This is a genomic window from Pseudomonas sp. S44 (assembly GCF_016624805.1).
In the GTDB taxonomy this organism is placed as follows: Bacteria; Pseudomonadota; Gammaproteobacteria; order Pseudomonadales; family Pseudomonadaceae; genus Aquipseudomonas; species Aquipseudomonas machongensis.
Window position 1 is genome coordinate 1 of record NZ_JACVTY010000038.1, and the last position, 12971, is coordinate 12971.

12 protein-coding genes are annotated in these 12971 nt (G+C 65.0%); 6 read left to right on the forward strand and 6 right to left on the reverse strand.

The annotated features are described in order from the left end of the window. The first annotated feature begins 31 nt into the window (after positions 1–31). The 4 genes from IAE40_RS22365 (at position 32) to glcF (ending at position 4924) form a co-directional block, all read left to right on the forward strand. Positions 32–1072, forward strand: a complete 1041-nt coding sequence (locus tag IAE40_RS22365; protein WP_200603904.1) for an AbrB family transcriptional regulator — start codon at positions 32–34, stop codon at positions 1070–1072. A 70-nt stretch (positions 1073–1142) separates the two neighbouring features. Further along, complete coding sequence (glcD, locus tag IAE40_RS22370) at positions 1143–2642, forward strand: glycolate oxidase subunit GlcD (RefSeq protein ID WP_197891323.1); 1500 nt, start codon at positions 1143–1145, stop codon at positions 2640–2642. Beyond that, positions 2642–3694 carry a glycolate oxidase subunit GlcE gene (glcE, locus tag IAE40_RS22375; protein ID WP_197891321.1) on the forward strand — a complete coding sequence of 351 codons (1053 nt, stop codon included), beginning with the start codon at positions 2642–2644 and terminating at the stop codon, positions 3692–3694. The genes glcD and glcE overlap by 1 nt, the downstream gene beginning before the upstream one ends. A 9-nt stretch (positions 3695–3703) precedes the next feature. Then, on the forward strand, positions 3704–4924 hold the full coding sequence (gene glcF / locus IAE40_RS22380; RefSeq protein ID WP_197891319.1) for a glycolate oxidase subunit GlcF: 1221 nt from the start codon (positions 3704–3706) through the stop codon (positions 4922–4924). Positions 4925–4975: 51 nt separating this feature from the next. Here the strand turns inward: glcF and IAE40_RS22385 are convergent, their stop codons facing one another. The 3 genes from IAE40_RS22385 to IAE40_RS22395 all read right to left on the reverse strand — a co-directional run bounded on the left by IAE40_RS22385 (position 4976) and on the right by IAE40_RS22395 (position 7225). Continuing rightward, positions 4976–5716: a hypothetical protein gene (locus IAE40_RS22385; RefSeq protein WP_153772765.1), complete on the reverse strand. Its 741-nt coding sequence runs from the start codon at positions 5714–5716 to the stop codon at positions 4976–4978. Positions 5717–5797: 81 nt separating this feature from the next. Continuing rightward, positions 5798–6541, reverse strand: a complete 744-nt coding sequence (locus IAE40_RS22390; RefSeq protein WP_200603885.1) for a sulfite exporter TauE/SafE family protein — start codon at positions 6539–6541, stop codon at positions 5798–5800. Between the two features lie 48 nt (positions 6542–6589). Beyond that, entirely contained in the window at positions 6590–7225 is a 636-nt protein-coding gene (locus IAE40_RS22395; protein ID WP_197891317.1) for a LysE family translocator, read from the reverse strand. A gap of 146 nt (positions 7226–7371) precedes the next feature. Here IAE40_RS22395 and IAE40_RS22400 point away from each other — a divergent pair, with 146 nt between their 5' ends. Beyond that, complete coding sequence (locus IAE40_RS22400; RefSeq protein ID WP_063545292.1) at positions 7372–7860, forward strand: Lrp/AsnC family transcriptional regulator; 489 nt, start codon at positions 7372–7374, stop codon at positions 7858–7860. 35 nt (positions 7861–7895) lie between these two features. Here the strand turns inward: IAE40_RS22400 and codA are convergent, their stop codons facing one another. Genes codA through codB form a run of 3 tightly spaced genes read right to left on the reverse strand, consistent with a single transcriptional unit; the run spans position 7896 to position 11615 of the window. Further along, positions 7896–9137: a cytosine deaminase gene (gene codA / locus IAE40_RS22405; RefSeq protein WP_200603886.1), complete on the reverse strand. Its 1242-nt coding sequence runs from the start codon at positions 9135–9137 to the stop codon at positions 7896–7898. A 4-nt stretch (positions 9138–9141) separates the two neighbouring features. Continuing rightward, entirely contained in the window at positions 9142–10359 is a 1218-nt protein-coding gene (locus IAE40_RS22410; protein WP_200603887.1) for a PucR family transcriptional regulator, read from the reverse strand. Next, positions 10356–11615 (reverse strand): cytosine permease, encoded by a 1260-nt coding sequence (codB, locus tag IAE40_RS22415; protein ID WP_200603888.1) that lies wholly within the window; start codon positions 11613–11615, stop codon positions 10356–10358. The genes IAE40_RS22410 and codB overlap by 4 nt, the downstream gene beginning before the upstream one ends. Positions 11616–11956: 341 nt before the next feature. On the opposite strand from codB, the gene IAE40_RS22420 reads away from it, so the two are divergent. Further along, positions 11957–12964 (forward strand): 5'-nucleotidase, encoded by a 1008-nt coding sequence (locus tag IAE40_RS22420; RefSeq protein ID WP_153772770.1) that lies wholly within the window; start codon positions 11957–11959, stop codon positions 12962–12964. The last annotated feature ends 7 nt before the right edge of the window (positions 12965–12971 follow it).

A 12971-nucleotide genomic window follows, 5' to 3' on the forward strand; every position in this document is an offset into this window, starting at 1 on the left:
CCCCCAAGCAACAAAGCACCCATCCCCCACCCTGATCCTGCAATGGCTCGCGCTGATCCTCTGTGCGGGCGCCGCCGGGCAGATCCTCCACGCCCTCGCCGTGCCGGCCGGGCTTTTTCTCGGCCCCATGCTGGTGGCCATCGTCTTCGGTGTATCCGGCGCGCAACTAAGCCTGCATCGCCAGGTGTTCCGCTTCGGCCAGGGCTGTGTCGGGCTGCTGGTGGCCCATTCGGTGACCTGGCCGGTGCTCGCCTCGCTGGCCGACGCCTGGCCACTGATGCTGTTCGCCACCTTCGCCACTGTCGCGCTCAGCGCGCTGGTCGGCCTGGGTACCGTGCGCTTCGGTGACATTCCCGGCAGCACCGCTGCCTGGGGTACTGCGCCTGGCGCGGCTTCGGCCATGGTGTCGATGGCCGAAGACAACGGCGCCGACGGACGCGTGGTGGCCACCATGCAGTACGTGCGTGTGGTGTGTGTGGTGATGATCGGCTCGCTGGTCAGTCACCTACTGGGCGCCACCAGCGTTGCTGGCGACGCGGCCCAGGCCGCGGTGGTCGCCGACAGCATGCAACTGGGCAACCTGCTGCTTGGTCTTGGCGTGGTGCTGGTGGGCGTTGCCGCCGGTTCGAAGATGCCCGCCGGCGCCCTGCTGATGCCGTTGATGCTTGGCGCAGTGCTGCAACTCACAGGGGTGTTGCACGTCAGTCTGCCCAGCGAAGTGCTGGCCATCGCCTACGGCGCCATCGGCTGCTACATCGGCCTGCGCTTCGACCGCCAGACCGTGCGCTATGTGTGGAAGCGCCTGCCGACCATGATCGCCGGCGCCGTGGTGCTGATCCTGCTCTGCGCGGGCTGTGCCTGGCTGCTGGCGCGGCTCGCCGGCACCGACTTCCTGTCCATGTACCTGGCCACAAGCCCCGGCGGCCTGGATGCGATGGCGATCATCGCGGTGGAAACCCACGCCGATGTCGGCATGGTCCTGGCGATGCAGACGCTGCGCCTGTTCGGGGTGATCCTGACCGGTGCGTACCTGGCCCGGCAGATCATTCGCCTCACCCAGAACGCCCACTGAAGGGTGCACCAGGCCGAGGGGTAGCTATCCTTCCCCGCACAACAACGACAAGTGCCTGGTAGTCCGCCCCATGAACATCCTGTACGACGAGCGCCTGGACGGCGCACTGCCCACGGTCGACAAGGCCGCGCTGCTGGATACCCTGCGCAGCGCCCTGCCCGACCTCGACATCCTGCACACCGAGCAAGACCTGCGCCCCTACGAATGCGACGGCCTCAGCGCCTACCGCGTGGTGCCATTGCTGGTGGTGCTGCCACAACACCTGGAACAGGTTCAGGCGCTGCTGAAGATCTGCCACGCGCACCAGGTGCCGGTGGTGGCCCGCGGAGCCGGTACCGGCCTGTCGGGCGGAGCTCTGCCGCTGGCGCAGGGGATTCTGCTGGTGATGGCGCGGTTCAATCGCATCCTTGAGATCAATCCAGCAGGTCGCTTCGCCCGTGTCCAGCCGGGCGTACGCAACCTCGCGATCTCCCAGGCAGCGGCGCCACACGGTCTTTACTACGCGCCCGATCCCTCGTCACAGATCGCCTGCTCGATCGGCGGCAATGTCGCGGAGAACGCCGGGGGTGTGCATTGCCTGAAGTACGGCCTGACCGTGCACAACCTGCTCAAGGTCGAAGTCCTCACCATCGAGGGCGAATACCTGACGCTGGGCAGCGATGCCCTGGACGCCCCAGGCTTCGACCTGCTGGCGCTGTTCACCGGCTCCGAAGGCTTGCTGGGCATCGTCACCGAAGTCACCGTCAAGCTGCTGCCCAAGCCACAGGTGGCGCGGGTGTTGCTGGCCAGTTTCGACAGCGTGGAAAAGGCCGCTCGTGCGGTGGCCGACATCATCGGCGCAGGCATCATTCCCGCAGGCCTTGAGATGATGGACAACCTGTCGCTACGGGCCGCCGAAGACTTCATCCATGCAGGCTATCCGGCCGAGGCCGCCGCCATCCTGCTGTGCGAGCTCGACGGCGTGGACGCAGACGTGAAGGACGACTGCCTGCGCGTCGAGGCCGTGCTCAAGACAGCCGGCGCCAGCGAGGTACGCCTGGCGCGTGACGAGGCTGAGCGCGTGCGCTTCTGGGCAGGCCGCAAGAACGCTTTTCCGGCGGTAGGGCGCATTTCCCCCGACTACTACTGCATGGACGGCACCATCCCGCGCCGGGCACTGCCGGGGGTGCTGCACGGCATCGGTGAGCTGTCGCGCGAGCATGGCCTGCGCGTGGCCAACGTGTTCCATGCCGGCGACGGCAACATGCACCCCTTGATCCTGTTCGACGCCAACCAGCCCGGCGAGCTGGAGCGTGCCGAGGTCCTCGGCGGCAAGATCCTGGAACTGTGCGTGGCGGTGGGCGGCAGCATCACCGGCGAGCACGGCGTGGGACGCGAGAAGATCAACCAGATGTGCGCGCAATTCAACGCCGACGAGCTGACGCTGTTCCATGCGGTCAAGCACGCCTTCGACCCGCTGGGCTTGCTCAACCCTGGCAAGAACATCCCGACCCTGCAGCGCTGCGCCGAATTCGGCGCGATGCACGTGCACCACGGCCAGTTACCCTTCCCCGACCTGGAGCGTTTCTGATGGATCAGGATCACGATGCCAGCGCCGACCTGCTGGAGCAGGTGCGCCAGGCCCTCGAGCAGCGTACGCCATTGCGTATCCAGGGCAGCGACAGCAAAGCCATGCTCGGTCGTCCGGTCGACGGCCAGACCCTCGACACCCGCAGCCATCGCGGCATCGTCAGCTACGACCCCACCGAGCTGGTGCTCACGGCACGCGCCGGGACGCCGCTGCGCGAGATCGAGGCTGTGCTGTACGAGGCCGGGCAGATGCTGCCGTTCGAACCACCACACCTGGGCGACGGCGCCACGCTGGGCGGGATGGTCGCGGCCGGGCTGGCAGGGCCACGTCGGCCCTGGGCAGGCTCGGTACGCGACCATGTGCTCGGCACCCGAGTCATCACCGGGCACGGCAAGCTGTTGCGCTTCGGTGGCGAGGTGATGAAGAACGTCGCGGGCTACGACCTGTCGCGCCTGTTGGCCGGCAGTTTCGGCTGCCTGGGGGTATTGACCGAGGTATCGCTGAAGGTGCTGCCGCGACCGCGCATTTGCCAGAGCCTGCGCCTGTCGATGGATCTTCGGCAAGCCCTGGGCGAGCTGGCAGCCTGGGGTCAGCAAGCGCTGCCGATCACAGCCGCCTGCCATGACGGCGACGCCCTGTACCTGCGCCTGGAAGGCGGGGAAGGCTCGGTGGCCTCTGCCGCCGAGCGCCTGGGCGGCGCGCTGCTGGACAACCGCTATTGGCATGACCTGCGTGAACAACGCCTGGCCTTCTTCGCCGCTGACGAGCCCCTGTGGTGCCTGTCACTGCCGCATAACAGCCCGCCGCTCAGCCTGCCCGGCCGCCAGTTACTCGACTGGGGTGGCGCCCAACGCTGGCTGAAATCCGCCGCCTCGCCCAGCGTCATCCGCGAAGCGGTCGCAGGTCTTGGCGGCCATGCCACGCTGCATGCCTGCCACAGCGCCGGGTTCCATCCGCTGCCCGAGCCATTGCTGCGTTACCAGCGCAACCTCAAGCGACAACTCGATCCTCGCGGCATCTTCAACCCCGGCCGCCTGTATGCCGACATATGAGGGCCAGCCATGCAGACCAACCTGAGCGAACAGGCCAAGCGCCTGCCACGGGCCGACGAGGCCGAGCGTATCCTGCGCAGTTGCGTGCACTGTGGCTTCTGCACCGCCACCTGTCCGACCTATCAACTGCTGGGCGATGAGCTGGATGGGCCGCGTGGGCGCATCTACCTGATCAAGCTGCTACTCGAAGGGCAACCGGCCACCGCCAGCATCCAGACTCACCTGGACCGCTGCCTGAGCTGTCGCAACTGCGAGACCACCTGCCCGTCCGGGGTGGAGTATCACAACCTGCTGGACATCGGTCGTGCCGTGGTCGACGCGCAGGTGCCGCGGCCGCTGGGCGAGCGCCTGCTACGCCACGGATTGCGCCTGTTCGTCCCCAGGCCTGCGTTGTTCAAGGCCCTGACCCGCACAGCCAGGGCCTTTCGGCCACTGCTGCCGAAGCCGGTGCAGGCCAAGCTGCCGCGCCATGAGCCTGTACTCAAGCCGCGTCCCAAGGTACAGCACGCGCGTCGGGTGCTGATGCTCGAAGGATGCGTGCAACCGGCGCTGTCGCCCAACACCAACGCGGCGGCAGCGCGGGTGCTGGATCGCTTGGGAATCTCGGTGATAGCGGCCCGTGAGGCCGGTTGTTGCGGCGCTGTGGACTATCATCTCGACGCGCAGGCCGCCGGCCTCGATCGCGCTCGACGCAACATCGACGCCTGGTGGCCAGCCATCGAAGCCGGTGCCGAAGCCATCGTGCAGACCGCCAGTGGCTGCGGCGCCTTCGTGCGCGACTACGGGCACCTGCTGGCGGCGGACCTGGCCTACGCCGCCAAGGCCGCGCGGGTCGGCGCACTGGCCCGGGACCTGGTGGAGGTATTGCGCGATGCGCCGCTGGAGCGCCTGGGTATTCGAGCCGACCAGCGTCTGGCCTTCCATTGCCCCTGCACGTTGCAGCATGCACAGAAGCTGGGGGGTGTCGTGGAGGCTGTGCTCGAGCGCCTGGGCTTCAACCTGACACCCGTGCCCGACGGCCATCTGTGCTGCGGCTCGGCGGGCACCTATTCACTGACCCAACCTGTACTGGCGCAGCAACTGCGCGATAACCGCCTGAGCGCCTTGGAAAGCGGCAATCCCGAGGTGATCGTCACCGCCAACATCGGTTGTCAGAACCACTTGGCCAGTGCCGGGCGAACACCGGTGCGGCACTGGATCGAACTGGTAGACGAGGCACTCCCCGATTGAGACATCAGCCATGGCCAGCCCCACCAGGGGCAAATGAAGGTTGCCCCGTCGTCAGCAGTTGCGCAGCTGCCGCAAGCGATGGCGCTGACGCAGCATGACCCAGGTCAGCCCCAGCACCAGAGAGCCCAGCGCCACCACCAGGCCGATCAGCACCTGGCCATAACGGGCCATCAGCGCCTGGAAACCGCTGACCTGGCGTATCACCTGGATATCTGCCGGCCCCTCGGCATGCACGATGCTGATACCACCCTGGGTGATCTGCGAGATGTCGGCATCGAAGTACACCCACACCCGACACACCCCGCCGGCCTCGATGGATGGGATCTCGATGATGTTGGTGGCGTTCTCGGGAATGCTGTCGTCCCCGGCGTCATCGCGCACCTGCACCAGGCCCTTGGCTGGCAGGCGGATGTGCACTTGTTTGAGTGGTTCGTCACGCGTATTGCGCAAGGTGATGAACAACCCGGTGCGATGGTCCACCAGCCCCGCCTCGAAGGGCTTGGCGAATAGTTGCATGTAGGGCGTCTGCGCCTGGGCCACCAGGGCCTCGACCTGATCGCGGCTCAATGCACCCTTGGCCAGCGCCTCGACACCTGCGAACAGCCGCTCGTACTTGAGTTGCTCGCGGGCCTGGCCGATGCGCTCGTTGAACTGGCTGGGGTAGGTCAGGGCCTCGTAGGCGACATAGGCCTTCAGGCCACGATCGTCCTTGAGCGACGCATAAAGCGCGGCGCCGGCGACGACGATGACCAGCAGGCCCGCGAGGGCTTTCCCGACTTTTTCCCAGCTCACCTTGGCGGTTCCTTGTATCGCGGCATGTGCGTTTGCAGACCGGGGCCAAGCGTGCCAAGTAAACCGCCCATAGGCAAGCGTTCAGCGCCCCAGCAACACCGGCACCGACGCCACCAGCATGGCTATCCCCGACAAGGTCAGCAGCCCGAGCACCAGCCGGCGAAACGCCGCTTCGCTGATGCCCAGGTAGACCCGTGTGCCCAGTACCGTAGGGATCAGCATGGCCAGGGCCACCACGCCGAACCAGGGCAGCATCGCCGAAGTCACCACACCGGTGCCCAGGTAAGTGAGCATGGTCACCGCCAGCATCGACAGGTTGAAGTTCTGAATGACCGCGCGCTGGGTGTCGCGGTCAAAGCCGCGCACCGTGCACCACAAGGTCGGTACGGTGCCGGTGAAACCACCGATGCCACCGAGCACACCGCCAACCATACCCACCGCACCGTCCGCCAGGCGATTGCCCGGCACCCTGGGCAGGCGCGGCGCCAGCAGTATCAGTGGGCACCACAGCACCAGCAGGGTGCCGAACACTGCCTTGAACCAGAGCATGTCCAGGTAGGGCAGCACCCACACACCCAGCGGGATACCCGCAAGCCCACCCAACACAAAGGGCCATAGCAACCGCCAACTGAAACCGCGGCGAACGGTGAACACCGCAATCAACTGCCCGGTGAGGCTGCCGAACACCGTGAGCGACGCCGCCAGGCGTGGCTCCAGGCCCCAAGCCCAGAACGACATGGCGACCATGCCGAAGGCAAAACCGGAAAGCCCCTGGACGAAACCGGCGACACAAGCGCCCAGAGCGATGAGGTAGAGCGGGTCCATGGCCAGTCCGTCGAGCGAAGGAAAGCGGCATTCTAGACCAAGCTGCACTCACTGCGGGCGGCCGATCAACGCCAGGCGCAGGCCAAAGCCGATCAACAGGCTGGCGAAGGTCCAGCGCTGCACCACCTCGACCTTCGGATTGCGCGCCATCCAGTAGCCCAACGCAGCGCCGATCATGGCGTAGAACAGGTCGAACAACAGCCCGACGATCACCAGCACCACACCCAGCAGCAAGAACTGCCCACCGACCTCGCCGACACTGGCATCGATGAACTGCGGTAGCAGGACCGAACAGAACAACAACGCCTTGGGATTGCTGATATTGGTCAGCAGCCCACGCCACACCGCCGTGCCGTAGGCGCGTCGGGCCACTGGCATGTCTGCATCGTTGAGATCAGGCACCAGGCTGGGCGCACGAGCGATGCGCAGACCCACCCAAATCAGGTACACCACGCCCACCACGCGCACCAGCTCGAAGGCCCAACCGACCGTCTTGAGCAGTACCGCCAGCCCCAATGCAGCCAGAGTCACGTGTACCGCTCGCGCAATCGCAAGGCCTACTGCGGTCGCTACTGCATAAGCGCGGCCCTGGGTACTCGAGGTGTGCAGCACCAGCACCATGTCCGCCCCCGGGACCAGGCATACCGCGACCAGCGCACCTATGAACAGCTCCAGATTCGCCATCTTCGCCTCTCCTGCCTGCAAGGGATCACTGGCTTGAAAGCTTAACGAGCAGCGCGCCGGCGTGCGTTGCGTAGTTCACTACACGCGAGAGGATTATTGGCATATCGTGCCAATCACGATTTCAAAGAAACGGATAAATGCCAAAAATGAAACTCGACAACCTTGACCGCCGGATTCTCGCGGCGCTGCAGCGCGACGCACGCCTGACCAATGTGCAACTGGCCGAGGAAGTAGGCCTGTCACCCTCCCCTTGTCTGCGCCGCGTACGCCTGCTGGAAGAGGCTGGAATCATCCGTGGCTATCAGGCACAGATCGACCGCGATGGCGTGGGGCTGGGGTTGACGGTATTCGTTGGGGTGAAGGTGGAGCGGCACACCGAGGCATCGTCCGCCGCCTTTCGCCAGGCGGTCTCGGCGTTGAGCGAAGTGGTCTCATGCCACCTGGTGTCGGGCGAGTCGGATTTTCTGCTGCAGGTGGTGGTGCCGGACCTGCGGGCCTATGAGCGGTTCCTGATGGAGGCGCTGCTCAAGGTGCCGGGGGTGACGGACATCCGCAGCAATTTTGCGATTACCACGGTGAAGGAACAGACGGGATTGCCGCTCGGGCACCTGCCGCAGGCGGTGGGTGAACAGTGATGTGTGGGGGCACGCAGTTGCCCCCACACAGCGCCTCAGGCGAAGCGCTCGATCTGCGCGGGGGTACGGCGCATCAGCACCTTGCCGCCACGCACCGAGACCAGCGCATATCCCTGGCTACGGATCATCTCGTAGTCATCCGGCGCCGACAGCACCAGCAGGTTCGCCGGGCGCCCCACTTCAATGCCGTAGCGCTCGCCCAGGTTCAGGGTGCGCGCACTGTTGTCGGTGATCAGGTCCAGCGCGCGCTGCAGGTCTTCATAGCCGAGCATGTGGCAGATATGCAGGCCCGCTTCGAGGATGCGCAGGATGTTGCCGTTACCCAGCGGGTACCACGGATCGACGATCGAATCCTGACCGAAGCACACGTTCATGCCGGCGCGGTCGAGCTCAGCCACCCGAGTCACGCCGCGGCGTTTCGGGAAGTTGTCGAAACGCCCTTGCAGGTGAATGCTCTCGGTCGGGCAGGATACGAAGTTGATGCCAGACATCTTCAGCAGGCGGAACAGCTTGTAGCAGTAGGCATTGTCGTAGGAACCCATGGCCACGGTATGGCTGGCAGTGACGCGCTCGCCCATGTTGCGCACCCGCGCCTCTTCGGCGAGTACTTCGAGAAAGCGCGACTGCGGGTCATCGGTTTCGTCGCAGTGCACATCCACCAGGCAACCGGTGCGCTCGGCCAGGTCCATCAGGAACTTCACCGACGAAACGCCCTGGTCACGGGTGTTTTCGAAGTGCGGAATGCCGCCGACCACATCGGCGCCCAGGGCGACCGCTTCGGTCATCAGTTCGCGACCGTTGGCGTACGACTCGATCCCCTCCTGGGGGAAGGCGACGATCTGCAGGTCGACCAGGTGGCGGACCTCTTCGCGCACCTCGACCATCGCCTTGAGGGCGACCAGGGTCGGGTCGGTGACATCGACGTGGGTGCGCACGTGCTGGATGCCGTGGTCGACCAATGCGCCGATGGTCTTCTTGGCACGGACCTTGATGTCTTCGTGGGTGGTGATGGCCTTGCGCTCGGCCCAGCACTCGATGCCCTCGAACAGCGTGCCGCTCATGTTCCAGCGCGGCTCGCCGGCGGTCAGGGTGGCGTCGAGGTGGATGTGCGGCTCGATGAAGGGCGGGATCACCAGGTTCTGCGCAGCGTCGATGTCCGCAGCGTTGCTCAGTGCAACCGCCGCGTCCTGGGGTTCGATGGCGGCAATGCGATCGCCATCGAGCTCGATCCGGAACAGGCCGGTCTTGCCGCGCAGGCGGGCGTTGATGATATTCATGGGGTTACTCCTTGCCTTGGCTTTCGCTCATGCGCCAGATCAGCAGCGCGACGGAAGCGTTCATGCGGAAAAGCGAGTCATCGAGCGACTGTCCGCTCAACTGCTCGATGCGTTGAATACGCTGGATGATGGTGTTGCGGTGTACGCCCAGGCGTTGCGCCGCCTGGGCGCCGTTGCCGTTTTCCTTGAGCAGTACATCGAGGGTGTGCACCAGGGCGTAGGGATGCTTGCGCCCGGCTTCGATCAGCGGGCCGAGGGTCTGGGCGACGAAGTTGTCGATCAGCGAACGGTCGGCAATCCCCTGCAGCAGGCGCAACACACCCAGCTCGCTGAAATCGCACAGGCCAGTAGCCGGGCGCATGTTCTGTGCCACTTCGAGAGCCTGGCGCGCCTCGCACAGGGCCTGACGGTAGTGGGCGCAGTCTTCGGCCAGGCACGACAGGCCCATGAACAACGCCATCTCGCCGGTCACCTCGGCCAGTTGCCGATACAAGGCTGCGAGCGCCGGGCGCAAGTCCGGTGCGTCGGCCAGCAGCAGCACGAAGAGGTCACCCGGCAATTGCGCCATGACCGCCCCCGCAACCGTACGGCACCAGGTCTCCAGTTGCTCTTCGAGCGCCTGGCGGGTGTTCTGCCACAGGCGTTCGGCCTGCTCCGGTCGATGCCGCTCGAACAGGCCATCAACCGCCGACAGCCGCAGCGCGACCACACGGCGGGGCTCGTCCAGCGCCAACTGCAGGTGTGCAGCGCGCTGGCGGGCAATGGCCAGGCTTGGGTAGTCGCCGGTCAACAGCTGGCCGAGAATGTCGTCACGCGAGCGCCGCACCTGGCCCATCTGCACCAGCGCCGTGCCGATCAGGTGGGTGACCACCACCATCTTCAAGGCGTAGGGCTGCTCGATCAGCGGCAGCCCCAACTGTTCGGCACGCTCGACCACCGCCGCCGGGATGTGCTGGATGAAGGTGCCGCCGGTGAGGATCACCATGCCGGCAATACCGACAGCATCGCCATCCTCCACCAGGCTCAGCAGGTTGGCCTCGCCACGCGGATGGTTGATACCGGTGACGAATACCAGTTCGCCGCCCATCACCCATTCGGCAATGCCTTCGTTCTCCGCCACGTAAGGCCAGCGCACCCGCCGCTGCAGGTTGCGTGCACCGGCCCGCACGGTCATCTCTTCGAGACCGGGCAGCCCCAGCAGCTCATCGAGTGCCAGGCTCACGGCTTGGCCTGTGCCACGGGGCGCACGCGCGCAACGACTTCAAGCAGGACGATGTAGCACAGCGCCGAAGCACCGATACCCACCAACGGGGCGACCCACGGCGAGCTGTAGGCCAGCACCGCCCCCACTGCGTAGGCGAACAGGCCGGCGCGGTTGTAGCGCGGCAGGCTGACAGAAGCCAGGGCCGGATACTTGCCACGGTGGCGGTACCAGAAGTCGGCCATGATCACCCCGCCGACCGGCGGAATGATCGAACCCAGCAGCACCAGGAATGGAATCAGCCATTCATACATGCCACCGATCGCCAGCACGATGCCCACGCCGGCCGCCACCAGCGTCGCGGTACGACGACGCTCGCTGCGCACCAGGTGGCAGGTTGCCGCCGCGACGTTGTAGATGGTCGGGCCCTGAATGGTCCAGAGGTTCAGGCACAGCATCACCACGGCGGCGAACGACAGGCCCTGCAGCATCATCACTTCGACGATGTCGGCTTGCTGGTAGACCATCGCGCACCAGGCGCCGGCCACCACCATCAGGCCGTTGCCCACCAGGAACGCCACGACGCTGGCCGTGACCGCCACCCGGCCACTGCGCGACAGGCGTGTCCAGTTGGTGGCCTGGGTCGCGCCGCTGGCGAAGGTGCCGAAGACCATGGTCACCGCTGCCGAGAAGCTCATCGCCTCGTGCGGCACCACGGCCATCAGCCCTTCGAAACCACCCACGTGCCGGGTGGCGATGACCATCGAAATCACCAGCAGCACGAACATCAGGGGCACCGACAGCCGCGACAGCCAATCCAGCCCCTTGAAGCCAATGATCGCAGTGATGCTGAAGCCCAATCCGAACAACACCATCAGCGGAATGGTCAGGCCCTCGGCCAGCCCCAGCAGCTTGACCAGCACGATCGCCACTGTCGCCGTGCCCCAGGCGTACCAGCCCAGCTCAGCGAAACCCAGCAGAAAATCGGAGAGCCGGCTGCCCGACTCACCAAAACAGAAACGCCCCATCAGCACCGTGTTCAGGCCACTGCGCGAGGCGATGAACGCGAGCGTTGCCGCATAGATCGCCAGCAAGGTGTTGCCAATGGTGGCGATCCACAGCATGTCGACGAAGTTGAAGGCCATGCCCAGCTTGCCGCCAGCGAACATGGTGCCGGTGAAAAAGGTGAAGCTGAACAGGACCATGGCAATCGGCAGCAGGCCCTTGCGGGCGTGCCGGGGGGCTTCGGTCAGGGGGAATTCGCCGGGTGAGCTCATTTTTATAGTGTTCCAGTGTTGGGGGGGGTGGCGCTGGCGGAGCAATAAGTGGGCCGGATCCAGAGTAGACGATGTTCAGACTGGGAATTGGGCTTTAACGATATCCATTAATGTGCAATGCGCACACAAATTGCTGATCACGGTGAAAATTTGTGGGCTTTATATCTCATTTTGATGCACGCGTGCACCTTTGGGTGGCGGACTTGCGCCTGCGCGCCGGGGGATTTCCAGCGCTTTGCGCTGACGAACACCTTGAACATCACAGCTATCCTTTTATGGCAGTACAATCATGGCCGCACCGCGCCAAGTCTCGGTGATGCCTATCGGTTCAGGACTTCTCAATGCCCTACCCCATCGAACAGAAACTTGTCGTCGGCGTTGCCTCCAGTGCGCTGTTCGACCTCGCTGAATCCGACGACATCTATCAAAGTGAAGGCGTCGAAGCCTATCGCCAGCATCATGAAGCGAACCTCGACAATCCGTTCCCCAGGGGCGTGGCCTTTCCGTTCATCCGCCGCTTCCTGAGCATCAACAAGGCCTTCCCGGGGCAACTGCCGGTTGAAGTGGTGCTGCTGTCGCGCAACTCGCCGGAAACCGGGCTGCGGGTGTTTCGCTCCATCACGCATTACGGCCTGGACATCACCCGCGCGGCCTTCATGTCTGGCCGCTCGCCCTACGAATACATCCCGGCCTTCAATGCTTCGCTGTTCCTCAGCGCCAACGAAGAAGACGTGCAGCGCGCCATCGACGCCGACTATCCCGCCGGCCTGGTGCTGCCCACACGCATCTACGACGACGAGATCGACACCGAGCTGCGCGTGGCCTTCGACTTCGACGGCGTGATCGCCGACGACGAAGCCGAGACGGTCTACAAGCAGCACAACAACCTCCACGACTTCCAGGCCCACGAGTTCGCGCGCAAAGCCATCCCGCATCAGCCGGGGCCGCTGGCGGACCTGTACCGCAAGCTCTCGCACATCCGCACCCTCGAAGACCAGAAGCTTGCGCAAGACCCTGACTACAAGCGCATCCTGCGCATTGCCATCGTCACAGCGCGCAACGCACCATCCCATGAGCGCGTGGTGACCACCTTGAAAGACTGGGGCGTTTCGCCGGATGAATCGTTCTTTCTGGGTGGGATGGAGAAGGACCGAGTGTTGTCCATTCTCAAGCCACACATGTTCTTCGATGACCAGCGCAGCCACCTGAGCTCGGCGGCGGGCAACCTGCCGATGGTGCATGTGCCGTTCGGGGTGGCGAACCGCAACGTCGCCAAACCGCCTGCGCAGATGGAGGTGATGACTCAGGGCATTGGCGAGGCAACGGGTGAACAGGCGACAGGCCGATAAAGGCCGC